Source organism: Massilia sp. Masssp93, assembly GCF_059491295.1.
This window is the reverse complement of record NZ_CP168502.1, coordinates 380,408-406,924: the sequence shown is the minus strand read 5'-3', so window position 1 is coordinate 406,924 and position 26,517 is coordinate 380,408. Positions and strand designations below refer to the sequence as shown.

The 26,517-nt window shown below is 63.4% G+C and carries 17 protein-coding genes; 4 read left to right on the top strand and 13 right to left on the bottom strand.

Annotated elements, in window-relative coordinates; translation table 11 throughout:
• Positions 1 to 66: 66 nt before the first annotated feature.
• The 8 genes from ACEN9Q_RS01885 to xdhA all read right to left on the bottom strand — a co-directional run bounded on the left by ACEN9Q_RS01885 (position 67) and on the right by xdhA (position 14,828).
• Entirely contained in the window at positions 67 to 1,119 is a 1,053-nt protein-coding gene (locus ACEN9Q_RS01885; protein ID WP_495627167.1) for a S1/P1 nuclease, read from the bottom strand.
• 75 nt (positions 1,120 to 1,194) lie between these two features.
• Positions 1,195 to 2,883 (bottom strand): bifunctional metallophosphatase/5'-nucleotidase, encoded by a 1,689-nt coding sequence (locus tag ACEN9Q_RS01880; RefSeq protein WP_495627166.1) that lies wholly within the window; start codon positions 2,881 to 2,883, stop codon positions 1,195 to 1,197.
• 144 nt (positions 2,884 to 3,027) lie between these two features.
• Positions 3,028 to 6,432, bottom strand: a complete 3,405-nt coding sequence (locus ACEN9Q_RS01875) for an outer membrane beta-barrel protein (protein WP_495627165.1) — start codon at positions 6,430 to 6,432, stop codon at positions 3,028 to 3,030.
• Between the two features lie 554 nt (positions 6,433 to 6,986).
• Complete coding sequence (locus ACEN9Q_RS01870; RefSeq protein ID WP_495627164.1) at positions 6,987 to 8,477, bottom strand: adenosine deaminase family protein; 1,491 nt, start codon at positions 8,475 to 8,477, stop codon at positions 6,987 to 6,989.
• 168 nt (positions 8,478 to 8,645) lie between these two features.
• The gene (gene guaD, locus ACEN9Q_RS01865) at positions 8,646 to 9,953 is read right to left on the bottom strand and encodes a guanine deaminase (RefSeq protein ID WP_495627163.1); all 1,308 of its coding nucleotides are present in this window, start codon (positions 9,951 to 9,953) and stop codon (positions 8,646 to 8,648) included.
• A 1-nt stretch (position 9,954) separates the two neighbouring features.
• Entirely contained in the window at positions 9,955 to 10,965 is a 1,011-nt protein-coding gene (xdhC, locus tag ACEN9Q_RS01860; RefSeq protein ID WP_495627162.1) for a xanthine dehydrogenase accessory protein XdhC, read from the bottom strand.
• A gap of 1 nt (position 10,966) precedes the next feature.
• Complete coding sequence (gene xdhB / locus ACEN9Q_RS01855) at positions 10,967 to 13,312, bottom strand: xanthine dehydrogenase molybdopterin binding subunit (RefSeq protein WP_495627161.1); 2,346 nt, start codon at positions 13,310 to 13,312, stop codon at positions 10,967 to 10,969.
• A 10-nt stretch (positions 13,313 to 13,322) separates the two neighbouring features.
• A complete protein-coding gene (xdhA, locus tag ACEN9Q_RS01850) occupies positions 13,323 to 14,828 on the bottom strand; it encodes a xanthine dehydrogenase small subunit (RefSeq protein WP_495627160.1) in 1,506 nt (501 codons plus the stop codon).
• Between the two features lie 237 nt (positions 14,829 to 15,065).
• Here xdhA and ACEN9Q_RS01845 point away from each other — a divergent pair, with 237 nt between their 5' ends.
• From ACEN9Q_RS01845 to ACEN9Q_RS01830, 4 genes are all read left to right on the top strand, one after another.
• Entirely contained in the window at positions 15,066 to 15,623 is a 558-nt protein-coding gene (locus ACEN9Q_RS01845; protein ID WP_495627159.1) for a ClpP family protease, read from the top strand.
• Positions 15,624 to 15,841: 218 nt separating this feature from the next.
• Positions 15,842 to 17,089 carry a hypothetical protein gene (locus ACEN9Q_RS01840; protein ID WP_495627158.1) on the top strand — a complete coding sequence of 416 codons (1,248 nt, stop codon included), beginning with the start codon at positions 15,842 to 15,844 and terminating at the stop codon, positions 17,087 to 17,089.
• Between the two features lie 10 nt (positions 17,090 to 17,099).
• Complete coding sequence (locus ACEN9Q_RS01835; protein ID WP_056444743.1) at positions 17,100 to 17,504, top strand: type 2 periplasmic-binding domain-containing protein; 405 nt, start codon at positions 17,100 to 17,102, stop codon at positions 17,502 to 17,504.
• A 70-nt stretch (positions 17,505 to 17,574) separates the two neighbouring features.
• Positions 17,575 to 19,146, top strand: coding sequence for a methyl-accepting chemotaxis protein (locus ACEN9Q_RS01830; protein WP_495627157.1), 1,572 nt, complete (start codon positions 17,575 to 17,577; stop codon positions 19,144 to 19,146).
• A gap of 106 nt (positions 19,147 to 19,252) precedes the next feature.
• On the opposite strand, the gene ACEN9Q_RS01825 is transcribed toward ACEN9Q_RS01830, so the two are convergent.
• From ACEN9Q_RS01825 to ACEN9Q_RS01805, 5 genes are all read right to left on the bottom strand, one after another.
• Positions 19,253 to 19,507 carry a PAAR domain-containing protein gene (locus ACEN9Q_RS01825; RefSeq protein ID WP_056444740.1) on the bottom strand — a complete coding sequence of 85 codons (255 nt, stop codon included), beginning with the start codon at positions 19,505 to 19,507 and terminating at the stop codon, positions 19,253 to 19,255.
• Between the two features lie 42 nt (positions 19,508 to 19,549).
• Positions 19,550 to 20,707 carry a T6SS immunity protein Tli4 family protein gene (locus ACEN9Q_RS01820; protein ID WP_495627156.1) on the bottom strand — a complete coding sequence of 386 codons (1,158 nt, stop codon included), beginning with the start codon at positions 20,705 to 20,707 and terminating at the stop codon, positions 19,550 to 19,552.
• Between the two features lie 154 nt (positions 20,708 to 20,861).
• Positions 20,862 to 22,010, bottom strand: coding sequence for a T6SS immunity protein Tli4 family protein (locus ACEN9Q_RS01815; protein WP_495627155.1), 1,149 nt, complete (start codon positions 22,008 to 22,010; stop codon positions 20,862 to 20,864).
• Positions 22,011 to 22,012: 2 nt separating this feature from the next.
• A complete protein-coding gene (locus ACEN9Q_RS01810; RefSeq protein ID WP_495627154.1) occupies positions 22,013 to 23,845 on the bottom strand; it encodes an esterase/lipase family protein in 1,833 nt (610 codons plus the stop codon).
• The gene (locus ACEN9Q_RS01805; protein WP_495627153.1) at positions 23,842 to 26,469 is read right to left on the bottom strand and encodes a type VI secretion system Vgr family protein; all 2,628 of its coding nucleotides are present in this window, start codon (positions 26,467 to 26,469) and stop codon (positions 23,842 to 23,844) included. The genes ACEN9Q_RS01810 and ACEN9Q_RS01805 overlap by 4 nt, the downstream gene beginning before the upstream one ends.
• Positions 26,470 to 26,517: the final 48 nt, after the last annotated feature.

Genomic DNA, 26,517 nt, shown 5'->3' with positions numbered 1-26,517 from the left:
GCGCCATGAAAAAAACCGCCGCGGCCTCATGAGCACGCGGCGGTTCGCGAAGGGATGGCACCGGGGTTACGGCCAGATCGCCTTCAACAATTCGGCCAGGTTGTAGCCGCCTTTGATCATCTGCGTCTTCGCGAGCGCCGAACTGGGCACGGGGTAATCGTTCGGCACTTCCAGCGTCCACGTGTAATAGGTCTCGCCCTTCTTGCCCACCTGCGGCACGATTTTTCCCGCGGTGACGCCGGCGAACGCCACCTTCGACACGGCCAGCGTATCGTCCGCCCATTGGTACGGCCACGTCACAGGATCGCCCGTGTTGTGCGCGACGGTCGGCTTGCCGTCGATGACGGCCTGGGCAAACTGCTCCGGCGTCTTCGTGCGGATGCGGCGGAACGCGTAGTCGACCGTCGTGCTGTCCCAGTACGAGTGGAACGGCTTCGTCAGCGCCTTCGGCACGCCCGGCTTGACGGGCTTCGGCTCGCCCGGCGGGATCAGGTTGGCGGACATCTGCTCGATCTTCGCGTCGTCCATCAGGAAGTTGTTGCCGCCGCGCGAATCGAAGACGACGGTCTCGTCGATCTCGGCCTTCGTCTTCGGCACGACGAAGCGCCCGTCCTTGTCGACGAAGGCGGCGCCCACGTGCAGGGGCTGGACGATGTCGCCGGCCAGGTGGGTGACGAGGATCAGCGCCTGGCGCTTCGTGAATTTGTGCGGGTTGGTGGCCGGGGTGTCCTTGCCCTGCAGGACGGCGATCGCTTCCTTCAGGGTCTGCACGATGTCGTCGTCGGCCGTGCCGGCGGCGCCGTCGTGGTAGTGGTCGAGCTGGAACGGCACGTCGGTGTAGTGGTACTCGCTGTGCTTCGGGTTGGCGTTCACGTACTCGATCATTTCCGGCGTCTGCGGACCACACCAGTTGCCCTTCACGCAGTCGGGCCAGGTGGAGACGGCCGCCAGCGATTCGCCCGGCAGCAGCAGCGCCTTCACCTCGGCCTCCGCGTGCGTGCCCTTGATCAGCTTGTCGGCGATGGCGCCGACGGCGCGGTGGCCGTCCGTGCCCCACGCGGCCGCGTCCAGCGACACGAAGGCGCCGGCCAGCGCCACGATGCATGCGATTTTATTCATGAGGCTTTCTCGTCCATACTATTTATACGGTTTGGTGGGCACGGGGTGTCCACCCTACAATTTTCGTTCATATCGTTAGCGCACCTTGTGGATGCGCTGCGGTGCGGCCAGGCTCGTCGCCCCCAGCTCCGGATGCTTCTGCAAATACGCGATCAGGCTGTCGAGGTCGCGCAGGCCCGTCTCGACGCGGCGCGTGCCCCTGGCGAACATCGGGATGTTGTCGCCGCCTTCGGCCAGGAAGTTGTTGGCCACCACGCGATAGGTCTTGCCGTCGTCGAGCGGCGCGCCATCGACCTTCACGCCCGTCACGCGGCGCCCGGGCGGTTGCGTGCCGTCCCAGTCGTACGCCAGGCTGCCCGACACGGCCAGGATCGACGGCTCGGACGACGCCGGCCGGTCCCACTGCTGTTCGAGCACGCGGCGCAGCTGGGCGCCGGTGAGGTCCATCACGACGAGCGTGTTCCCGAACGGGAGCACGGCCTGCGCCTGGCCGAACGTCACGACGCCGCCCGCGCCCGCTTCCAGGTCCTTGCGGATGCCGCCGGGGTTCATGAAGCCGATCTGCACGCCCTGGTCGCGCGTGGCGGCGACGGCCGCGTCGGCGATCACGTCCCCCAATGCCGATTCGCCCGACGGCGCCTCGTGCCGCGAGACCGACGCCGCGATGCGCGCCACCGGCTTGCCCAGCACCGCGCGGCTCTGCGCGCGCACGTCGGCCAGGTAGGCGGCCAGGCCGGGATCGGGCTTGAACGCATCCGGTGCCATCACCACGTTGCGCACCTGGATGTCCTCGACGGCCTTGGTGGCCGGGTCGAGGCGCAGGCGGATGCGCGACAGCAGGTGGCCGTAGGCGTCGGCCTGCGTGACGACCTTCCCGTCCACCTTGCACAGATAACCCGTGTGCGAATGGCCGCTGATGACGAGGCGGATGGCCGGGTCGAGCTTCCTGGTGATGGCGACGATGGGACCGTGCAAGGTGTCGCAATCGGCCTTGTCGTACGGCTGGTCGGCGAAACCGCCTTCGTGGATCAGCACGACGAACACCTGGGCGCCCTGCGCCCGCATCGCGGGCAGCACGGCGTTGATGGACGCCGCTTCGTCGTTGACGGCCAGGCCCTTGATCGACGAGGCGACCGTGACGGAGGCGAGATCGTGCAGCACCGCGCCGATCAGGCCGACCTTGACGCCCTTGACGTCGACGATGCGCCAGCCCGGCACGAGGGTCTTGCCCGTCTGCGCGTCGACGACGTTGGCGGCAAGGTAAGTAAAACCGGCGCCCTTGAAGTCGGGCGACAGCCGGCAGGCCTTGGCCGGCCGCGGCGAATCGCAGCCGCCGTGCTGCTGGCGCAGCAGTTCCTTCGGCCCCTGGTCGAATTCGTGGTTGCCGAGCGAGCTGGCGACGAGCCCCATGCGGTTCATCGCCACGATGCTCGGCTCGTCCGCGAACATCGACGACACGGCCGGACTCGCGCCCACGAGGTCACCGGCCGCGACGAACAGCAGGTCGGGGTCGTCCTTGCGGAACGCGTCCAGCGCGCCTTTCAGCACGTCGATGCCGCCGGCCTGGATGGTGCGCGGTTGCGTCGAACCCGGCGGCGTGTACGTGTACTTGCTGGGTTCGAGATTGCCGTGGAAGTCGTTCAGCGCGACGAGGTTGATCTCGATGGGGCGGTGCGGCGTTCCGGCGGCCGGCCCGTACGGCGTGCCGGCGCAGCCGGACACCAGCAGCGCGACGGCCAGGGCCAGTGGACGGGAAACGATCATGTGAAGCCTTTTGTCATGCGTAAAAACAGCCATCGATTATGGCATGCGGTATCTCCGCGCTGGTCTTTACGGGCGGCGATACGACAAGAAAAAAACGGCCGGTGTCGCCACCGGCCGTCTTCGTTGCGTCAGGCCGCGTCCGGGTCAGAACTCGTACTTGACGGTGACCTGTGCCGCCCACTGCGACTCGCCCTTGACCTGGCGGATCTGCAGCGGATCGACCGACGAGCGGACCGCGTACACGTAGTGGCCGTTCGCATCCAGGCCGGCGTAGTCGACGAAGCCGCGGGTCTGGCCGCCCGACGAGAAGAACGGCGCTTCGTTGATGTGGCCCCACTTCTTGTTCAGCAGGTTGCCGAAGTTGAGGATGTCGAACGAGATCGACGCCTTGTTACGCTTGAACATGCCGGGGATTTCCTGGCTCAGGCGCAGGTCGAAGCTGTTGGTCCACGGCGAGAAGTCGCTGTAGCGGGTCACGACGCTGCCGGCCGCGCTGCGCAGGGCCTTGTTGGCGTTGACGACGTCCCAGAAGCGCTGCTCGTTGGCGTGGTTGGTCGCCGTATCGCCAGCGAACACGACCTCGCCCGAACCGAAGGCTTTCGGGATGTACAGCAGGTCGTTGCCGCTGACGCCGTCGCCGTTCATGTCGTTCTTGAAGGTCCAGCTGTACGGCTTGCCGGAACGGCCTTCGTAGAACACGCCGAAGCGGGTTTTATAGGTGCCGAAGAACGCCTTCTCGAAGTTCAGCAGCGCGTTGATGCGGTTCTTGACCAGGTAGGCCGAGTTCGCGGCCACGTCTTCGTTCGGGTTGTAGATCGAACGGGCGTTGAAGTTCGAGCCCGACGTCGACGACGTCAGGTTCGACACTTCCGTCGCGTAGGTGTGGCTCGCCGCGACCGACCAGCCGAAGCCCTTCGTCATCGGGTACGACAGCGACAGGGTCGACACGCGGGTCTCGCCCTTGTCGGTGCCGGTCACCTTGATCACGTTGCCGAAGGCCGAGTTGGACAGCGACTTGGTCGTGTTCGTGCAGCCCTTCTTGGTGCTGACCGAGTTGTTACCCACGCTCCAGCAATTGGCGTCCAGGCCGCCGGCGTTCCAGAACATCTGGCGGCCGTCCGGCGCGGTGCGGGTCGACGTGCCCAGGTTCAGGCTCTGGAAGTAGATGCCGTCCTTGGTGTGGGCGTACAGGAGCTCGGCGCCGGCGACGAGGCCGTACCACGGCAGTTCCGTTTCGAACGCGAGGTTGGCTTTCCAGATCGACGGCTGTTTCAGGTTCGGATCCAGCAGGTCGACGTTGGCGATCGGCGGGGTCGAGCCGCCCAGGCGCGGCTGGTTGTTGACGTCGGTGCTGAACGTGCCGGTGGCCGTCGGCGGGCACTTCGTGTTGCTGGTGGCCGAGCAGGTGATCTGCTGGGTCGTCATGCCGGTGTTCTGGAACGGGTTGGCCAGCCACACGCTCATGGCGGCCCCCTGGAACAGGCCGGCGCCACCGCGCAGCTGCATGCGGCGCGGCGTGTCGAAGTTGTAGTTGAAGCCGAAGCGCGGCTGGAACAGCTTGGTGCCGTCGATCGTCTGCTGGTTGTTGTAGCCGAAGCCGCCGGTCTGGCGGCCGTTCGGGTGCAGCACCACGGCTTGCGCCACGCTCGGGTTGGCGACCGGCTGGCCGCCGACGCCCACGTCATCCACGCGGAAGCCGTAGTTCAGGGTCAGCTGGCGGTTGACGTTCCACGTATCCTGCAGGAACAGGCCCGTGTTCGTCATGTTGAAGCCGGCGACGGCGTCGTTCAGCGTGAAGCCCGGTGCCGGCACCTGCAGCGTGTACGACGTGAAGCGGCCCGTGCGCAGGTTTTCCAGCACGGCGGCTTCGACCTGGGCTTGCGACGCGGTGTTGCAGTTGATGCTGCCGAACGAGTAGCTCAGGCTGTTGTCGCAACCGAAGGTGTAGTTGCCGTACACGTTCTGCAGGAACGCGTTGTAGATCTTGTTCTTCTGGTAGTCCGCGCCGAACTTGAGTTCGTGGTCGCCCAGCGTCCAGTTGGCACCCGCGTAGTAGTCCTGCGTACGGGTACGCAGCGAGTTCATGTGGCGCGAGTTGTCCGTACCCAGGTTGATGGTGCGGCTACCCGTGGTCACGCCGCTCGGGGTGCCGGCCGGCACGGCGCCGGTGAACTGCACGCCGATGGTCGGCAGGGTCGTGTTGTTGGTCGGGACGGAGTCGTAGTTGCGCGACGACGCCTTCAGTTCGGTCGAGAAGGTCGGGGTCCAGTCCGAGAACAGCTGGGCCACGGTGGTCTCGATCTGCTTGCCCTGCGAGTAGTACGCCGAATCCAGGCTCAGGCCGGTGGCGCTGAACAGCGAGTACTGCGGCTCGGCCTGCGTCGTGCGCTGGTAGCGGATGTTGGCGCGCTGGTTGTCGCTGATGTTCCAGTCGACCTTGAGCATCTGCTCGCGCGAGACGAAGTTGCCGCCGCCCTGCGCCAGGCCGCCGGCATTGACGCCGTACTGGCTCTTCATGATGTTCTGCACGGCGGCGATTTCGGCCGGCGTGATGGCGACCGTCGTGCCGTTGCTCGAGCCGATCGGGCCGAAGTCCGGCGCGTTGCGCGAGGAGTTGGTTTCTTCCGACAGCGCGTACAGGAACAGCTTGTCCTCGACGAGCGGGCCGCTCGCCCACACGCCCTTGGTCGTTTCCTTGAACGGCACCGGATCCGAATAGGTGTCGTTGGCCGAGTTGTAGCGCTGGCCGGCCAGGCGGTCGTCGCGGTACACGTAGTACACGCCGCCCTTCCACTGGTTCGTGCCGGACTTGGTGACGGCGTTGATGTTGCCGCCGGTGTAGCCCTTCTGCGTGACGTCGTAGTTGGCGACGTTCACCTGCGTCGACTGGATCGCTTCGATCGAGATCGGCTGGCGTGCGGTCGGGCTGCCGCTCGCTTCCAGGCCGAACGTGTCGTTCACGTTCACGCCGTCGACGGTGATCGAGTTGTAGCGCGAGTTCTGGCCGGCGACGGACAGTTCGCCGCGTTCCTTGTCGGTCTGCGAGACGCGCGGATCGGCACGGGCGTAGTCCTGCAGGTTGCGGTTGATCGACGCCTGGATCTGCAGCTGGGTGTTGCTGATCGCGGTGCCGGCGCCCATGTTGGAGCGGCTGAAAATGTCGGAACGGGCGCGGTTGCCGGCGACGGTCACGGTCTGCATCGGCGCGCCGACGGTGGCGTCGACGGTGGCGGTTTCCGCCAGTTGCAGATAGATGCCTTCGCGTTTTTCGGTGACGCCGTCCTTGGTGATAATGATCGTGTACGGACCGCCGGTACGCAGGCCGCGCGCGATGTAGCGGCCTTCGGCGTCGGCGACGACGTTGCTGACCGAACCGGATTCGGTGTGGATGATTTGCACCGACGCGCCGGCGGCCGGTCGGCCATCCGCGCTCGAGATACGGCCGCCGACAGCCGACGTCGTGTTCTGCGCCAGGGCCGGCGCACCCGCGAGCGCAATCGACAGAGCCAGCGCCAGCTTGGTCAGCTGGATCCGTTTTTGATAGATCATTGATTAACCCCAAATAGACTTGATTTTATGGTTGGGAACGGTGTTCCCCCCTCGAGTACTGCAAACTCTCGGACCGGCCAGCTCATGACGGCCAGTCTGTATCCGGTCGAACTGCTGTTTTGTCGATGCATTTGTGGATGACAATGCACCAACAAAAGGCAGCGCACGCGAGTCTAGCGGCTTATTGTTTCCAGGCTATTACACCGGAATCCGCTCTATTTCTTGGCCGTTGCATTAATAAAAGACCAATATGCATGAAGGCTCTTATCGAGACAAATACGTTTTCTTTTTTGAATTTATAGCTTGCGCGTATAAGTCGCTTAAAAAACGGGCATGACATCGCGTGCAGGTTGCCTTTTCCCTCAGGATCAGACACGGCGGGATTATAAATGCGCCATTCTCTAATGAAATTCTTTCGCTTGTTTTTTAGGCAAACGACACGAGAAATCGGGGGATTTGTAGCGAGTTGGCCACAGAGGCGGCATATGCATATGCGCCTGGGAGAACAACCGGCGGCGGAGCCGCCGCCGGCAGGAGGGAAATGACCGCGGCGTTCAGTGCTTCACGACGGTGCGGTCGAGCGCCACGACGTCCGCCTCGAAGCGCGCATACCGGGCATCGAGCTGGCGCGTCAGGCGCGCCTTGTCGGCGTCCGGCAGGAAGGCGTAGCGGATACTGTTGTACGACGCCTTCTTCACTTCCGCGTAGCTCGGCTTGTAGCGGCTGGCGAACAGCACGTACTCGTGGGCCAGGTTGTGGCGGGTCACGCCGGCGTCGTCGGTCGAGATCACGTACGGCACGCCATACTTGCGGTACAGCGTGATCGGGTGGTTCTGGCCCTGCACGCCCTCGATGAAGGCGTTCGACGTCAGGTTGATCTCGACCGGGATGTTTTTCTCCCGCATCGTCTTCATGATGCCGACGGCGTTCGTCTCGTGCGCGAGGTCGATGCCGTGGCCGATGCGCTGCGCGCCCGCCACGTTCAGGGCCTGGTCGATGTGGTACTTGAGGTCTTCCGGCGGCACGTCGCCCAGCGCCAGCTCGCCCGCGTGCATGGCCACGTTGACCTTCGGGTAGACCTTCTTCAGGAAGCGGAACATCTGCATGTGCAGCGTGTAGTCGCGCATCGACACCATCTGGCTTTCCTGGCCCACGATGTTCACGCCGACGATCTTGCCGCCCCGCGCGGCGGCCTCGAACGCGGCCAGCATGGACGAGAACACGCGCGACGGCGAGAACAGGCGCACGACGTAGGTCTGGTAGCGCATCGTGAAGTTGTCGTCGTCGATGCCCTGCGCCGCGTCGTTGACCGTCTTGACGAAGCCGTCGACCGACGCCTTGAAGGCCGGGGTGGCGTCGAGCTTCTGGCGCGCGGTGTCCAGCAACTGTGCGAATTTCGCGTCGTCGCGCGCGGTGTCCCAGGCCCGCTTGTCGAACTCGGGGTCGGAGATCGTGTCCGGGCTCTTGAACATCGTCTCGATGTACCCGACGTTCTCGGCGAGCGCGCGGTTCTTCAGCTCGAGGAGGCCTTCGTGGAAGTTGTGGTCGGAGACGGGGCCGAAGTAGCCGAAGGTCTGGAAGAACTGGCGGTCGGGCGGCGGCTGGATCGCGCCGTGGTTGTTGAAATCCTTGCTCGACCAGTGCTGCAGCAGCTCGCGCCACGTGGCGTCGTCGGCGTACACGTCGGCACCCGACAGGCACGTGCGGTCCTTCGGCTGCTTGGCGCGCTCGGATTCGACGACGCTCTTGTCCGTCTCGATGCGGTAGGTCAGCTTGTTGACGCACGCGCCCTGCTTGTCCAGCCAGTCGACATAGGTCTCGGCATAGATCGCGCCGGAATAATGGTGGTGCAGGTCGCCGCCCTTGGGCATCTGCGAGAAGAACAGGACCAGTTCCGCCGTCTTGGGCTCGGGGCCCGCGATCAGGGCGGCGTAGTGGCGCGCCGTGGCCGCTTCGTTGGGGCCGGATGCCGGGGGGCGCGCGGAAGCGGTGGCCGCGAGGGCCGCCAGGGTGATCAGCAGGCTGCTGCTAAGGACTTTTGTCATATCGGTCTCGGCTGGTGAGTGATCGGTGGCAGCCCGTCTCCAACCGCTGAACCGAAAAACCGTCGCCCCCGCGAAGGCGGGGGCCCAAGTTTGCGCAGTGTCTGCGCACGAAACTCGGGTTCCCGCCTGCGCGGGAACGACGTGATAACGCGGTTCCGCGTGCTCGAATTACTGCGCCCGCTCGTGCACCCGCTTACCCGCCGCATACGTCGCGCGGATGGCACGGTCGTCGCCCAGCAGGGCCAGCGCGAACAGGTTTTCCTCGAGCGAATCGCTGTTCGCCGTGCGGCGCGCCAGCAGCGGCGTCGCCTTCGGATCGAGGACGATGAAGTCGGCCTCGGTACCGGCGGCAAAATTGCCGATCGTCCCTTCGAGCTGCATGCTGCGCGCGGCGCCCAGCGTGGCGAGATAGAACATGCGCAGGGCCGGGAGATAGCTGCCTTTCAATCGCGCAACTTTATACGCTTCATTCATTGTTTGCAACATCGAGAAGGACGTGCCGGCGCCGACGTCCGTCCCGAGCGACACGTGGGCCTTCACGCCGTCGGCCTTGGCGACGTCGAACAGGCCGCTGCCCAGGAACAGGTTCGACGTCGGGCAGTGCGAGATCGCGGAGCCGGTATCGGCCATCAGCGCGAAGTCGACGTCGTCCAGCCAGATGCAGTGGCCGAACATGGCGCGCGGCCGCATCAGGCCATAGTGCTCGTACACTTGCAGATAGCTGCGGCGGTCCGGGAACAGGCCCTGCACCCACGCGCATTCGTCGCGGCTTTCCGACACGTGGGTCTGGATGTACGTGGTCGGGAACGCGCGCGCCAGTTCGCCCGCGGCGCCCAGCTGGGCCGGGGTCGACGTGGGCGCGAAGCGCGGCGTTATCGCGTACAGCGCGCGGCCGTTGTTGTGCCAGCGTTTGATGAGGTCTTCGCTGTCGCGCAGGTCGGCCGTGTCGCGCAGGAAGTCCGGGCAGTTCCGGTCCATCAGCACCTTGCCGCCGGCCATGCGCAGGTTGCGCGCGGCGCTGGCCTCGAAGAACGCGTCGACCGATTCCTTGTGCACCGTGCAGTAGACCAGCGCCGTCGTCGTGCCGTTGCGCAGCAGCTCGTCGAGGAAGAACTCGGCGACGGTGCGCGCGTGCACGGGGTCGGAGAACTGGCGCTCGGTCGGGAACGTGTAGTTCTCCAGCCACGGCAACAGGTCCGGCGCGGGCGAGCCGATCATGTCGGTCTGCGGGAAGTGCAGGTGCGTGTCGATGAAGCCGGGCGTGATGATCTGGCCGCGGTAGTCGACGATGCCTGTCCCGGGCGGCAGCGTCGGCGCCAGCTTGTCGTAGTCGCCGGCGGCGAGCACGCGGCCGTTTTCGACGACGAGCAGGCCATCCTCGTGCCACGCGTGGGCGTTGTCAAGCAGCGCCGGATCGGCGTGGAAGTGCAGCAGGCTTGCTCGGTAGGCCTGCACGTTGCGGGTATCGTTGGACATCTTAGTCTTGTTCCAGTAAGGCGGGGGTTGCGGTCGCGGGGTGGGCGGACCTGGCCGCCGCCTCCCAGACCATCAGCAGTTGCGCGACGACGGAGACGGCGATCACGGCGGGCTCCTTGCCCTTGATGCCGGGGACGCCGATCGGGCACACCATGTCGTCCAGGCGCGCGCGCGCGATGCCGCGGTCGCGCAGGCGGTGCTCGAACTGCTTGCGTTTGGTATCCGATCCGATCAGGCCGAACCAGTCCCGGTGCGCGGGCCGTCTGAGGATCGCTTCGGTCAGGCGCTGGTCCAGCGCGTGGTTGTGCGTCATGACGAGGAAGCACGTGCCGGGGGCGGCCTGGCGCGCCAGGACTTCCGGCATGTCGGTCGCTTCGACGACGACGTTGGGCGGCGCCACGGGCGGAAACATGTCCTCGCGTTCGTCGACCCACGTCACGCGGCACGGCAGGTCCGCCAGCAGGCGCACGATGGCCGCGCCCACGTGGCCGGCGCCGAACAGCATCACGTGCGCGCGCGGCGCCGGGACGTGGTCGACCAGCCAGCGCCGGTTGTCCCCGTCCAGCAGCACGCGGGTGCCGCCGCTGCGCTCGAAATCGGGATAGCGGCCGCCGCTGCGCTGGAGGTTGTGGCCCAGCGCGTCGACGAGCGCCAGGTCCGGCTCACCATCCAGCGCAACGACGCGCCAGCAATCCTCGTGGCGGCGCGCGGCCAGCTCCGCGCAGTGCGCGCGGTCGACCAGCTCGAACGCGAGGTGCACGACCCCGCCGCAGCACTGGCCAAGGCTGGGGCCGAGCGGGAAGCGTTCCAGCCGGCGCGCTTCACCGCTTTGCAGCATGGCGCGCGCCGTCTCGACGCCGCGCAGTTCCAGGTGACCGCCGCCGACGGTGCCCCACTGGCTGAACGCGTCGACCAGCATGCGCGCGCCCGGTTCGCGGGGCACGGAACCGTCGGCCTTCGCGACCGTGATCAGCACGGCCCGCTGGGCGGTGGGGATGAGCCAGTCGTCCATGTCAGGCCGCCCGGGATTCCTGCACGGCGTGTTCGACGAAGGAGACGGCGTCGAGGATCGCCTCGCTCGTCGCCGGCGCGCGCAGCGGCGGATTCGCCTTGTGCCCGCCGACGGCCGAGATGGCGTCGCGGATCGCGAGGAACACGGAGAACGGCAGCAGCAGCGGCGGCTCGCCGACGGCTTTCGAGCGGTGGATCGAATCGGCCACGTTGCGGTTCTCGAACAGGCGCACGGTGAAGTCTTCCGGGCAGTCCGACACGCCCGGGATCTTGTAGGTCGACGGCGCGTGCGTCATCAGCTTGCCCTGGCCGTTCCACCACAATTCTTCCGTCGTCAGCCAGCCCATGCCCTGGATGAAGGCGCCTTCGACCTGGCCGATGTCGATCGCGGGGTTCAGCGAGTTGCCGGCGTCGTACAGCGCGTCGACGCGCAGCAGTTTCCATTCGCCCGTCAGGGTGTCGACGACGACCTCCGACACGGCCGCGCCGTATGCGAAGTAGAAGAACGGATTGCCGGTCATCGACTTCGGGTCCCAGCTCAGGTTCGGCGTGGCGTAGAAGCCGTCCGACCACAGCTGCACGCGGGCCAGGTAGGCCTTGGCGACCAGTTCCCCGAACGGGATTTCCTGGCCGTTCGCGAACACGGTGTCGGCGACGAAGCGCACGTCGCCGGCGGCGCCGCCGTACTGCCTGGCGGCGAAGCTTGCGAGGCGTTCGCGGATCTGGCGGGCCGCGTCCTGGGCCGCCTTGCCGTTCAGGTCGGCGCCCGTCGATGCGGCCGTCGCCGACGTGTTGGCGACCTTGCTCGTATTGGTCGCGGCGATGCGCACGCGGGTGAGATCGACGCCCAGTTCGTGCGCCACGACCTGCATCACCTTGGTGTTGACGCCCTGCCCCATCTCCGTGCCGCCGTGGTTGACGAGGATGGAGCCGTCCACGTACACGTGCACGAGCGCACCGGCCTGGTTCAGGTGCGTGACGTTGAAGGCGATGCCGAATTTCAGCGGCGTCAGCGCGAGGCCCTTCTTCAGCACGGGGCTCGTGCTGTTGTACGCCTCGACGGCCTGGCGGCGCGCGCGGTATTCGCTCGTCTCTTCCAGCTGGGCCACCAGTTCGTGGATCACGTTGTCGACGACGGGCTGGCCGTACGGCGTGACGTTGCGGTCGATCTTGTCGTAGAAATTCAGCTTGCGGATGTCGAGCGCATCCTGGCCCAGGTTGCGCGCGATCTCGTCGATGATGTACTCGATCGCGATGGCGCCCTGCGGACCGCCGAAGCCGCGGAACGCCGTATTCGACTGGGTATTCGTCTTGCCGGCCGCCGCGCGGATGTCGCAGTCGGACAGGTAATAGGTGTTGTCGAAGTGGCAGATGGCGCGGGTAGCAACGGGGCCGGACAGGTCGGCCGAGAAGCCGGCGCGGCTCACCATGTCGACCTTCGCCGCGACGATGCGGCCGCTGTCGTCGTAGCCCACTTCGTACAGGTAGTGGAAGCAGTGGCGCTTACCGGTGACCATCATGTCGTCGTCGCGGTCGGCGCGCAATTTGACGGCGCGGTTCAGGCGCTTCGCCGCGATCGACGCGCAGGCGGCCCACAGCGCCGACTGCGATTCCTTGCCGCCGAAGCCGCCGCCCATGCGGCGGCACTCGACGACGACGTTGTGCGAATGCAGGTTCAAGGCATGCGCCACGACGTGCTGCATCTCGCTCGGGTGCTGCGTGGAGCACAGCACGAGCATGCCGTCGTTTTCCTGCGGGATGGCGTACGCGATCTGGCCTTCCAGGTAAAACTGCTCCTGGCCGCCGACGTGCAGCTCGCCCTTCACGCGGTTCGGCGCGCGCTCGAACGCGGTCTCGGCGTCGCCGCGCGTCAGGCGCATCGGCGGCAGCACGAACGAGCCGGCTGCGCGCGCGGCCTGCGGGGTCAGGATCGCGGGCAGTTCCTCGTACTCGACCTTGACCTTGCGGACGGCGCGCCGTGCCAGGTCGTGGCTGTCGGCGATGACGACGAAGATCGGCTGGCCGATGTACTGCACGAGGCCATCCGCGAGGATCGGATCGTCGTGGATGATGGGACCGCAGTCGTTGGTGCCGGGGATGTCCTTGGCGGTGAGCACGGCGCGCACGCCGCGGCTGGCCAGCACGCCGGCGAAGTCGATGTCGACGATGCGCGCATGCGCCTTGCTCGACAGGCCGAGCGCGGCGTGCAAGGTGCCGCGCACCTCGGGGATGTCGTCCGTGTAGTCGGCCTGGCCGAGCACGTGCAGCCGGGCCGATTCATGTGCTTTTCCGAGACCGACCTGCGCCCAGGCGGCCTTGGTCAGTGCGGGGGATCCTGCGTCGTTCATGATGTTCTCCTCAGGCCACTGCGTCGGTGGCGGATGTCGTTGCGCTTTTCGTTCCTGCCTTCGCGAACGGGTTGACTGCGCAAGTCGGCAGCGGATTGTCCTTGCGCGTTTCGAGCCAGTAGCGGCGCAGCAGGTTCTGCGCGGTCTTCATGCGGTAGGCGCTCGATGCGCGCATGTCGGACAGCGGCGCGTAATCCCGCGCCAGCGCTTCCATCGCTTCCTTCAGCGCGGCCTCGTCCCAGGCGCGGCCATTCAATACTGCCTCGGCCTGCGCCGCGCGCTTGGGCGTCGCGGCCATGCCGCCGAACGCGATGCGCGCATCGGCCACGACGCCGTCGTCCAGCGTGAAGGCGAAGGCGGCGCACACGGCCGAGATGTCCTGGTCGAAGCGCTTGGCCAGCTTATAGGTGCGGAACGCCACGTTCTTGCGCGGCAGCGGCACGCGCACGGCCTGCACGAATTCGCCGTCGCGCCAGTCCTTGACCTGGTAGCCCAGGTAGAAGCTTTCGAGCGGCATGGTGCGCTCGCCGTCCGGTCCGCGCAGCACCAGTTCGCTGCCGAGCGCGATCAGCCACGGCATCGAGTCGCCGATCGGCGAGCCGTTGGCGACGTTGCCGCCCAGGGTGCCCGCATTGCGGATCGGGAGCGACGCGAAGCGCTGCCACAACTCGCCCAGCTCGGCGTCGTAATGCTTGCAGATGGCGGCGTACGCGTCCTCGAGGGAGATGCCGGCGCCGATCTCGATGAAGCCGTCCTGCTCGCGCAGGGTCTTCAGCTCGGCCACGTGGCCCAGGTAGATGATGTCGGTCAGTTCGCGCATCTGCTTCGTGACCCACAGGCCGACGTCGGTCGAACCGGCCAGGATCGTCGCCTTCGGATGCGCGGCGCGCACGGCGACCAGTTCGTCCATCGTGCGCGGCGCGTGGAAGGTCTGGCCTTCGTAGGTGTAGGTGGCGCCGGCGTCGCGCTGCAGGGCGCGCAGCTGTTCGGCCACAAGCTCGCGGTCGAACTCGGCGGGCGGCAGGGTCACCATGCGCCTGGCGGCGTCGATGATGGGACGGTAGCCCGTGCAGCGGCACAGGTTGCCGGACAGGGTATCGTCGATCTGGCAGCGGCTCGGCTCGCGGCCTTCCTGCTTGAGGTACAGGCCCCACAGCGACATGGCGAAGCCCGGCGTGCAGAAGCCGCATTGCGAACCGTGGCATTCGACGAGGGCCTGCTGCACGGGGTGCAGCGCACCGTCCTTCTGCGCCAGGTCCTCGACGGTGAACAAGGCCTTGCCGTCCAGCGTGGGCGTGAACTGGATGCAGGAATTCACCGACCGCATCTGCAGCTCGCCGTTTTCGAGCGATCCGAGCACGACGGTGCAGGCACCGCAGTCGCCTTCGGCGCAGCCTTCCTTGGTGCCGGTGCAGTGCAAGTCCTCGCGCAGGTGCTGCAGGATGGTCTGCGTCGGCGCGACGTCGTTCACTTCATGGACGGCGCCGCGGTAGAAAAATCGGATCGGAGTGGACATCATCGCCTCGGTTCGGAAAGGACACTGTGAAAATATGACTGACTGGCTACAAGATTAGCACCGGGGGTCGGGCCGGATATATCGGAATATCGATTTTGAATATCAGATATTTTAAATATCGAAGTGCGCGCCTGCGCGGCGTCCGTCCCTAGCATGCCCGTCCTGTCCGCGGCACGCAATGCGGAACGAGCCAACATTGCGAAACTTGCTATGCTTGAGCCGTCACCGGGAGGCTTCATGGCATTGCACATCGTTCATTTCATCGGACCGATCAACGCGAACTCGGCGTGCACCGTGCGCAACCTGTGCCTGCAGGCGCTGCAGAGCGGCGCGACCGAGATCGAGCTGCACATGTCGACGGAAGGCGGCAACATGACGGCCGGCTTCGCCCTGTACTACTTCCTGAAATCGTTGCCGCTGCCGCTGACGACGTGGAACGTGGGCAGCGTGGAATCCGTCGGCGTGGCGATCTTCCTGGCCGGGACGCAACGTTACGCCTGCCCAGGCACGCGCTTCCTCATCCATCCCCTGCACTGGGGCTTCGGCAACCTCGTGGCGGCGGACCATGGCCGCATTTCCGAATGGCGCGACTGCCTCGACTTCGACGCCGAGCGCTACGCCGCCATCTTCGAGGACGCCACCCGCGGCGCGCCGGATGCCCACGACATCCGGTCCTACCTGACGGCCTGCTCCCGCATCTACACGGCCGAACAGGCCGTCGAGGCCGGCATCGTGCACGAGGCCAGGCAGGCGCGCCTGCCGGAAGCCGGCACGACGTCGCACTGGTGGAATTAAAAACATCATTTAAATCTGATAGCGCTCGCTGTCAGATTGCTGCAACAAAAGATGGCGTTGATCTCTAGAGTAGAGTGATTATTCGCGTATTTTCCTTGCAGCATTTTTTCTGGCCGCTCTACAATTTATTACAGATTCGTTACGCGGCCCAGCCCATCGCCTCGGTAGTGTCTCTATAACAAAAACCGTCCACCCGCAGTCTTCAGCAGGTCAATCCCATGAAAAAACGCATCATCGCGAGTGCGCTCGCCTTGTCTTTTGCCGCGCCTTGCGCATTCGCGCAGAACGCTTCCGCCGTCCGCATCAGCGGCTTCGGCACCGGTGCCCTTACCTGGAACAATACCGACAAAGCCGAGTTCGCCCGTCCGAACCAGGCCAGCGGCGCCACCAAGGACGTCACCACCGGCGTCGACTCCAACTTCGGTGTGCAGGCCGATTACGCCGTCAACAGCTGGCTGTCCGTCACGGGCCAGGGCCTCGTGCGCAAGGACGCGCAGGACGACTTCGGCGCCGAGCTGGCCTGGGCCTTCGCCAAGGCCAGGGTCTCGGACGACGTGGCGATCCGCGTCGGCCGCATGGGCGTACCGGCGTTCATGATTTCGGACTACCGTAACGTCGGCTACGCCAACACGATGCTCCGTCCGCCGGCCGAGATGTATTCGCAGATGCTGTTCAACACGGTCGACGGCGCCGACGTCACCTGGCAGCACAGCTATGGCGACACGACGTACACCGCCCAGTTCGCCGTCGGCAAGAGCAAGGTCGACATCGCCGGCGGTCCCAGCCTGGACGGCCACCGCCTGACCGCGCTGAACCTCGTGGCCGAACACGGCCCGCTGACGGTGCGCTTCGGCCGCGTCGACGGTCGCCTGACGCTGAACGGCTCGACGTCGCTGACGACGTTGCTGAACTCGCTGAACGCCGTCGGCGCCGGCTACCGGATCCCGCAGGCGGCCCAGCTCGCCTCCGACATCGACGTGCACGACAAGAAGGCCTCGTTCACGTCCCTCGGCGCGACCCTCGACTGGAACGACGTCGTCGTGCAGAGCGAGTACGCGAAGCGCAAGACCGACAGCTACATCAACGACACGACGTCGTGGTACGTGATGGGCGGCTATCGCATCGGCAAGTTCCTGCCGTACTACAGCCACGCCCGGCTGACGATCGACGGCAGCGTCAACAACGACATGCCGGCGGCCTGCCCGGCCGGCTACCCGGCCGCGTGCACGCCGACGCTGGCCGCGCTGTCCGGCATCGTCTCGAGCCTGCGCTACACCGGCGTGAGCCAGGGCGAGCAGCAGACCGACACGATCGGCGTGCGCTGGGACTTCTACCGTTCGCTGGCGTTGAAGGTGCAGTTCGACCACGTGCGCCCGAACCAGGCGAGCGGCCTGCTGATCAACGCACAGCCGGGCTTCCACGGTCCGGTCAACGTCGGCGCCGTCGCGCTCGACTTCGTGTTCTAAGGAGAGGTCGATGAAACATCTGATCAAGACAGGCATCGCCGCCGCCGCACTGCTGCTCACCCTGCCGGCCATGGCGGAGGTCGTGGTCGTGGCGAATCCCAAGGCGGCCGAGTCGTCGATGACGAAAGACCAGGTCGCACAGTTTTTCCTGGGCCGGTCGAGCGCCATGAGCCCGATCGACCAGCCGGAAGGCACCCCGGTCCGCGCCGAGTTCTACAAGAAGGTGACGGACAAGGACGCGTCCCAGGTCAAGTCCCTGTGGTCCAAGCTGGTGTTCACCGGCAAGGCCACGATGCCCAAGGAAGCCGCGGACAGCGCCGCCGTCAAGAAGATGGTGGCGAGCGACCCCAAGGCCATCGGCTACATCGAAAAGAGCGCGGTCGACGCCACGGTCAAAGTGATCTACACACCGTAAGCGTCACCATCCACCCGCCCGCCCCCGGCCTGCCCGGCGGCGGGCTGTTGAATTCAGAGGAAACGGCATCATGAGCATCAAGCGCAAGATCTGGGCACTCCCGGTCATCTCGACCATCATCTTCGGCCTCGGCGTGGCGGTTTCCGCCAGCATCGCCAGCGGCGCCCTGGACTCGATCCACACGACCGAGGCCGTCGATTACCCGGCGCTGGGCACGGCGAAGGCGCTGACGGCCGACCTGCAGGGCATCACCGACGGTCTGCGCGATGCCGTTTCCGAAGGCGACAAGGCCCGCGTCCCCCAGATCGGCGAACAGGCGAACAAGGTCCGCGCCAAACTGGCCGAAGTCACCAGGATTCCGGGCATGGATGCAACCGGCAAGCGCCTCTCGAAGGAATTCGAGGACTATTATGCGCCGGCCCTCTCGGCCGCCAAGATCATGCTGGAACTCGAGAAGGGCGACCCGCAGGCCACCGTGCAGCGCATGCAGAGCGCGCTGACCGTGCTCAACGCCGACGTCGCCAAGTTCAACGAGCAGGCCCAGCAACAATTCAAGGACGGCATCGCACAAAGCGCGTCGAGCGTGCGCCGCGTGCTGTCCGTCACCATTCTCACGGCGCTGATCGTGATCGCGACCCTCATCGGCGTGTCGTGGTTCGTCATCCGCACCATCTGGCAACAGCTGGGCGGCGAACCGGAATACGCGCGCGAGATCACGCGTGCAGTCGCGGCCGGCGACCTGTCGATGGAGATCCGCCTCGACGCCGGTGACCAGCACAGCCTGCTGGCCGCGCTGCAGGAAATGCGCACGCGCCTGGCAACGATGGTATCCGGCATCAAGACGTCGGCCGAGACCATCGCCACGGCCAGCGCCGAAATCGCCAGCGGCAACGCCGACCTGGCCAGCCGCACGGAATCGCAGGCGGGCAGCCTGGAGCACACGACGCGTGCCGTCGAATCGCTGACGGAAACCGTGCGCACGAACGCCGCCAACACGAACCAGGCCAACTCGCTCGTCGTCTCGGCCACCGACATCGCCACCCGCGGCGGCGAAGTGGTCGGCAACGTGGTGAGCACGATGGGCGCCATCAACGCGTCCGCCAAGCAGATCGTCGAAATCATTTCCGTGATCGACGGCATCGCGTTCCAGACGAACATCCTGGCCCTGAACGCGGCCGTGGAAGCGGCCCGCGCGGGCGAGCAGGGCCGCGGCTTCGCCGTCGTCGCGGGCGAGGTGCGCAACCTGGCGCAGCGCTCGGCCGCCGCGGCCAAGGAAATCAAGCAGCTGATCGGCGACTCCGTCGCCAAGGTCGACGCCGGCAGCGCGCTCGTCGACGAAGCGGGCACGACGATGGAACAGATCGTCGCCTCGGTCCGCAAGGTGCACGACATCATGGCCGAGATCAGCGTCGCGGGCCAGCGCCAGGCCGAAGGCATCGAGCAGATCGGGCGCGCCATCGACGACATGGACCAGATGACCCAGCAGAACTCGGCCCTGGTCGAGGAAGCGTCGGCCGCGGCGGAATCGCTGGCGGAGCAGACGGAACAGTTGTCGGGCGCGCTGGCGCAGTTCAAGCTGACGGCCGGACACGCGCTCGGCGCACCGGCCGGCCACGGACGGCTGGCGCTCGCGCGGGGCTGAACGCAATCACCCTGCCGCCTCGGCAAGCGCAGGATCCGCAGGCATGAGCGCTCTCACGCCCGCGGAGACCGGTGAGTTTGCAACCCCGGTTACCTTGTGATGCTGGTCATAACGAGGTTATCAACCGGGCGCCGCATTCGGTCTCGTCCCCGTCATAGGCGTACGGCTTGCCTTGGTGCCGGGCCCCGGCACCGTCCGGCTTGATCGCGAAATTGCCCTTGCACTTGGGGCAGTACGTCATGTCATCTTGAAGCGCCGCGACCACGCCCATCACGGTCGTACCCGAGCTTGCGCTGATGACCTGACCGCCGTGATCGGTTTTATCGTTGAGGCGAATGACACCGCGTCCTTGATGCTTCATGTTTGTCCTGTTTGTTCCCGAGCAGCGTTTGCGCTTCGACCATCACTGGCCAGCAGCGGCAGTGTCGGTTTTACCTGGCGGTATGTAGTACGAACCTTCCGGCGCACCAGGGACTTTGACGCGGAATTTCAGGCCCGAGAGCAGTTTGTCCCATAGCGCGACCGCCTCGTCGTCGCTGAGCGACGCGGCTTTGGCGGCGCCAACCGTGTTGTGCTCGACCTTGGTGAACATGGCGGCACCAAACTCCGGCGGGTTGGCGACATCTTTCGGCGTGCCCACGAAACCCCACTCGAAATCATGGGTGCCATCGGGCCTGCGGATGAGGGATTCTTCGCCGTGCCAGTGCTGCACGTCCCGCTTACCTTCGCGCAGAAGGGTCCGGTCCGGATAGTTGCTCCCCTGTTGCTCCTGTGCCTGGCGGATGCGGGCAAGCAAGGACAGTTCTTCCACTTTGATTCGCGCGAATTCCTCCTTGGGATAGTCGGAATATGCGTCCTTGTTCGAGCTGATCGAAAAGGTCACGTCGGGCAGGCTGGGAAGATAAATGCCGGCACTGATCATTTCTTGGTCGCCATAAAAGGAACTGGCCATGAAGCCGTGTTCGATGCAATAGCCTTCTTCGGATGGGATGTCATCTTCTGTTCGCAAGCGCAGGCTCTTTGCCCGGCTGGCCTGCTGCGCCGCCGCTTCGTCTTCGCTTTTTCCTTTTCTTACCGATCCGCGCAAAAGAAAAATTAAATTTTCCTTATTGATATATGTGTTAAAAAAATGAAGATTAAGCTCTTTTGCTTCTTCACTGTCAAAATAGCGGAACTGCCAGCTCCCTTCAATTGGTCCGGGTTTGCTATAGGTGATCTCTGCGGTCTTGTCGGCGCGTTTTATTTTTGCAATATCTTGATCAACCTTATCCTTGATTGCTCCCCGATTGCCTTGGTATATGTAGATTTTGGAAGGAAAAGAGGGCTCACCCCATACCACCTGTGCTTCCTTGGGGACGACAAGGGCATATCGACCAAAACACACAAGCTTGGTGTCTTTGAAAAGATTCTTCAGCCGGGGGCTCAATGCGACAGTTTCAGGCATGCCATTCTCCTTGTAAGTATATTTCTTCGAGCAAGCGACAAGTGACAACACCAGTATCAAAGAGAAGCAGCGTGCGGCCAACAAGGTCCGGTTGTTTGCGCGCATATTCAATTCCATTTCGCAGTCCCAGCGATCTTTACAACGGAGTACAGCATCGACGTCAGTACATTCGGATCGGCGTAGCTGCCTTGATGCTCATAGCCGCTCCCTTTGTTTTCAATGCAGCTGTGGACAATGTGCCATTTCGGATGCTGATGAATAAAAAAGCCGATTACCCTCCTGCCGGGCTCGGATTCTTTTTCTCAGGAAGGTAGTACGAACCCTCCGGCGCACCAGGGACTTTGACGCGGAATTTCAGGCCCGAGAGCAGTTTGTCCCACAGCGCGACCGCCTCGTCGTCGCTCAGCGACGCGGCCTTGGCGGCGCCAACCGTGTTGTGCTCGACCTTGGTGAACATGGCGGCGCCAAACTCCGGCGGGTTGGCGACATCTTTCGGCGTGCCCACGAAACCCCACTCGAAATCATGGGTGCCGTCGGGCCTGCGGATGAGGGATTCTTCGCCGTGCCAGTGCTGCACGTCCCGCTTACCTTCGCGCAGAAGGGTCCGGTCCGGATAGTTGCTCCCCTGTTGCTCCTGTGCCTGGCGGATGCGGGCAAGCAAGGACAGTTCTTCCACTTTGATTCGCGCGAATTCCTCCTTGGGATAGTCGGAATATGCGTCCTTGTTCGAGCTGATCGAAAAGGTCACGTCGGGCAGGCTGGGAAGATAAATGCCGGCACTGATCATTTCTTGGTCGCCATAAAAGGAACTGGCCATGAAGCCGTGTTCGATGCAATAGCCTTCTTCGGATGGGATGTCATCTTCTGTTCGCAAGCGCAGGCTCTTTGCCCGGCTGGCCTCCTGTGCTACCGCTTGTTCCTCGGTTTGTTTGGTGTCGGGATCGACGCCACCGCGCAAAAGGAAAATAATATTACCTTTATTAATATAGGTATTAAAAAGATAAAGATTAAATCTTTTTGCCGATTTATCCTCGTAATAACGGAATTGCCAACTATCTTCGATTGGTCCTGGGGCATTACGGACGACCTCCGCGGTTTCATCGGCACGTTTTATTTTAGCAATATCCAGAGCAACTTTTTCTTTGATTTTTTCTCGACTTCCTTCAAAGAGATAGATTCTGGAAGGAAATGAAAAATCCCCCCATATCACTTGCGCTTCTTTGGGAACCATCAGCGCATATCGGCCAAAGCACACAAGTTTGGTTTCTTTGAACAGGTTTTTCAACCTTGGACTCAACGCAACAGTTTCGGGCACGGCACGCTCCTTATAAGCAAATTTCTTCGAGCAGGCGACAAGCGACGTCGCCAGTATCAAAACGAAGCAGCATTTCGCCACCGTGGTCCGGCTGTTCGTACACATAATCATCCCCACTTCGCAGTTCCGGCGATCTTCACGACGGAATACAACATCGACGTCAGTACATTCGGATCGGCGTAACTGCCTTGATGCTCATAGCCGCTCCCTTTGGAGCTTCCATGGGGGAATAGCGTGCCAATAATCTTGCGTGCCGAGCGTTCGGCAGGCACCGTCTCGTCGCCAGCCGCATCCATCGGCTGCAATTTCAGCGTCAACACCCTTTTTCCCGCTTGTACCGTCAAAGTTCCTTTCTTATCGTCACTCAAAAGTTTCCATGTGTCGACTGAGGGCAAGTTAATTGTTCGGCTATCCCAGACCTCTGGATTTATGACCTTGAAAACCAGATTGCCATAGCTTTTGTGCTCATCCGATGCGCAATAACTGGCATAACAATGTGTCGGATGAAATGTCGTTTCGATGGAATCGAGGAAGGCAGTTGCGTTGGCTAAACGTCTACCCACGTTGGCTAAGCCACCTCCATCTTGAAATAGAACATTGCCTGGATTTACCCAATCTGGGTTAATGAGGCGCCACCAATTTTCTTGCGGCTGAAGGTAAATGCTGTCGAGTGCATTTTCCTCGCCTTGAGGCCAGCTGCGAATCGTCCTACCGCATCCATCCACGACCTTCAGCCAATCCTTGCCATACCCGGCCGCAGGCAACAATTCCAGCGGACCGGGAGTATTGGCAAGAATCGCCGTCGCATGTTGACCGTCGATAGCGATGACCTCAGCAAAGTACTGTGCCTTGAGCCCTTCTTTTTCCTGGAAACCGAAACGCATGCGTCGGTACGCGGCGGCAGCGCCCAATGTCGGCATGACACTGTGGTACATGCCCAAGACTTTCACCGTCTGGTCGTTTAGCAGCTTTCCATACTTGGGATGGATCAACGCGCGTGCAAGGATGCCTCCCATGCTGTGTGTAACGATGATGACCTCATCGCATTTGAAGCCACGCTTTTGGTAGCCGAGGACCAATCCGCGTATTCGATTGGCGATGACAACGGCTGATTCTCCGTTGCTCTTCAGGAAGTTGTATCCCATCGCATGTACTGGGTACCAGCAATTGCAAATCTTTTTTATGTCTTTCTCTTTAATTGCCGCTCCTGATGCGGCACCAAATGTTTTCGGGTCGGCGAGAGCCGGCAACCACGTTGGGTTCAACTGTCCGTTTACGATCATATTGTTGAGAAGCAGTTCTGCCGTCCGCAACATCTGACCGTAAGGCCCGGCGAAAAGCACTTCGCTCCAGCCGCGCCAACGAGCAATCTGGGCCGGCATCTGGCGTTTGTGTGCCGAGACAAGATTCGGGTTGGCCTGCGATATTGATTGGATACGGCGATAGCCCATCAGCGGTGCAATCGGTGCAAGACCGTCGGGGACATTCTGGTGGCGTGCATCCGCCTCTAGAGTTTCTTTTCCTTCCGGATCAAAGCGCTCTTTGCTCTCGGTGAAGTGGTAATACTCCACTTCCGTATTTTCAGGATCAAAGTCCAGTTGGCGTTGCGCCGGCGATGCATTCCTAAACCACCCGCCCATGCCTGTTTTTCTGGCAACCTCGTAGTTGCCGGACAGGTCCACTAAATCATCCGGACGCCATGCCCGGTTATCCGGACGTTTCAGTTGATCCTGCCTGTTTTTAGTCATGCGCAAATTGCTGCCCATGACGCCTGGAAGAAAAATGACAGGAATTATTTTTCCGGGAGGGACTGTGACATCGTGCCTGGTCTTATCTGCGGTTTCGGTCATATGAACCGTATATTCTGCCCAGCCACCGACGCCTTGGGTAAATTCTCCCTGATGGTTGCCGCGCTCATTGAGATTGCTGTTGTCGCTCATGGCAGTTCACCTTTCCATCGAATCGTATAGCTGTCCATTCCTGCGGCTTTTTGCAGTCCGGTGCTGCCGCTGGCGTCGGTCTTGCCGCCAGCGACCGTTTCGTCATCCCTTACCAGTTCATAGGCAACGTCTTTCGCTGGCGTACCATCCACCTGGAGGAAGTTCACCTCTTGGTCAAAGTGATAACCCGCCGGTTTCTCGTTGAATGCTTGTGAAACACTCTTCGGCGCCAGCGTCTCCAGATTGCCGTGAAAGAGAACAGGCGACGACGTGAAGAACTGCGTTTGATCGCTGATCTCGAGCATGTGATTGCCGCCGTGCAGCCGCACGCCTTTTTTGCCCCGGATATCGACCCAGTCCGATTCGCTCAAGAGCCGAAGCACCTTGTTGGCAATGATCTCGACGTCATCGTCTTGTGCCTGCACGGATACCTTCCCGGCCGCGGCAATCAGTTTCATGCCAGCCTTGTGCACGAACAGACGGAATGTCTTGCCGATGCTCGCGAACAGGCCGTCGACGCTGGCAATCGACAGGCTTTTGCCGCTGGTGATGGCGGTGTGGCGGTTGCTGGCAATGTGGGTGGATTGGGCCGAGGTGAGTTCGATGCCGGCCGGACTGGCGACGACCAAATGCGGCTCGGACAATTCAGGAGACGCTCCTTTGCCGCCGCCCCGAATGCCTTGGTTCTGGGATTTGAGGTCTTCGACCGCATCCCCTTGCTGAGGCTCCTGCTTTTCTTGAGCGCCATAGTGCTGCGCCATCCCAACCAACTGCTCCTGCAGGTCAGCGGCTGTCGACAGCCGTTGAATCGTTTCGCCCATATCCTTGATGTAGGTCGCGGCGTTCGGGCGTGCTTCCGTGGAGATGAGCATGCCCTGTGTCGCACGCACGACGCCATGGCCGTCAGTACGAAGCTCCCACCCTTCGCCGCGAGGATCTTTCCGGCCGGACGTGTCCTCGATACGGGTAATGTGACCGAGCGACAGTTGACTACACTGGTGATCGCTTTTCAGCTGCGCCTGGATCTTGCCGGCCGTGTCGTCAAGGATCAGGTGATTGCCGCGAGTGGCACCGCCCAATTCCCGGCTGCGCAGCCCGGACAAGGCCTGCTGTCCCGGCAACTTCCACGGCGGCATATGCGTGTAGTTATACAGCGCTCCGAGAATGACGGGACGGTCGATGTTCGCGTCCAGAAAGACCACCGCCACTTCCTCGCCGACCCGCGGCAGGCGAATGTTCCCGAACTGGTTGCCCGCGCCCGGCGACATGACGCGCAGCCACGGAGAGCTGTTCTCGTCGTAATTGCCCAGCCTGTCCCAGTGGAACTGGACCCTGACACGTCCGTAGCCATCGGTATGGATCTCGGCCCCGTCAGGCCCGACCACAATCGCCGTCTGGATGCCGGGATAGGTGCAGGGCTGGCTGTTGTAGTGGCGTCCCGGGCGCCACTGAATATCCTTGCGCACGCAGCGGAACGTGTTTTCGTAGTTCGACGGCGCACCCGCTCCGGCCTGGTAATTATTGCTGGCCTCGTGGTCGACGGACAGGATCAGGTAGTCGCGGTCGCCAATGCTCGGATGGGGCGCCTCGCCCCATTTGGGGACTTGCAGCTCGGCGCTGAAGTGGCCGCCGAGCTTGAAGCAGCGGCCCGGCTGGGCGGTGCGATCGTTGCCTCGCGCTTCGAAATATTGGGTGTTCGCGTCGCGCTCGCCCATGCGCCGGTAGGCGAGTTTTTCGCCATCGTCGTGGGTCCGGAAACCGTACGACCCGGTGTTTTCGTAGACTTCGTACGGAAAGATGTCGCCCTGGTTGTTGAGGGATTCGGCGGTCGAACGCTGCACAATCGGGTTCTTGTAATCGAAGCTTGCCAGGGTCGTCTGGCCGGAACCGATGCGGCGCACGGGACTCCATTCGCGGATGCCATCGTCCTCGAGCGAACCCGCCTTGTCGCGGAACGGGATTTCGCCGGAATCGTCGATCCCGGTCGGATCGATGGGCCGCACGAGCGTACTCCTGTCGTAGAGCCACAGTGTGTGCCCATCTGCCCGGTGCTCATAATGGTACGTAAGCCCGAGCGCCTCCCAGCGGCGATGCAGATGGTTGTAGTCGGTCTCGTCGTACTGGTTCGCGCAGGTCATCCGCGGATCGGCGTCGATCATGTGCGTGCGCCAGTCGGCCTGGCGGTAATGCGCGAACGTGAGTTCGGTCAATTCGATGACGCTCTTGCCGTGGAACGACACGTTGTCCTTGCGCAGCTTGGCGAATGCCAGCCACGGTTCCAGCACCATGCGGTAGAACGCGAAGCCGCCGTCTGCACGCACGAAGCGGAATTCGGTGACGTACCCATTGAAGTAGCGCAGGGAACCGTCTTCGCGCACGACGGAAATCGTCACCATCCTGGCCATCATCGCCTTCAGGGGAATCCGGGCGTCGTCCGACAGGAGCTCAACCTCGACGCGGAAGCAGCGGGAGACTTCTTCGCGCGCGGTCATCCGGTTCGGCAGGAGGATCGCTTCCGGTCCATCGTTGCAGGGGAAGTCCAGGCGCATCAGGCGGTCGTGCTGCGCACCGAGACTGAACACCGACAGCGCAGCGCCCGCCGCGATCGCTTGGCTCCCATCCATGCAGCACCTCCGATGTTTATCAGGTATCAGATTTCCGTCGGTTAAGGT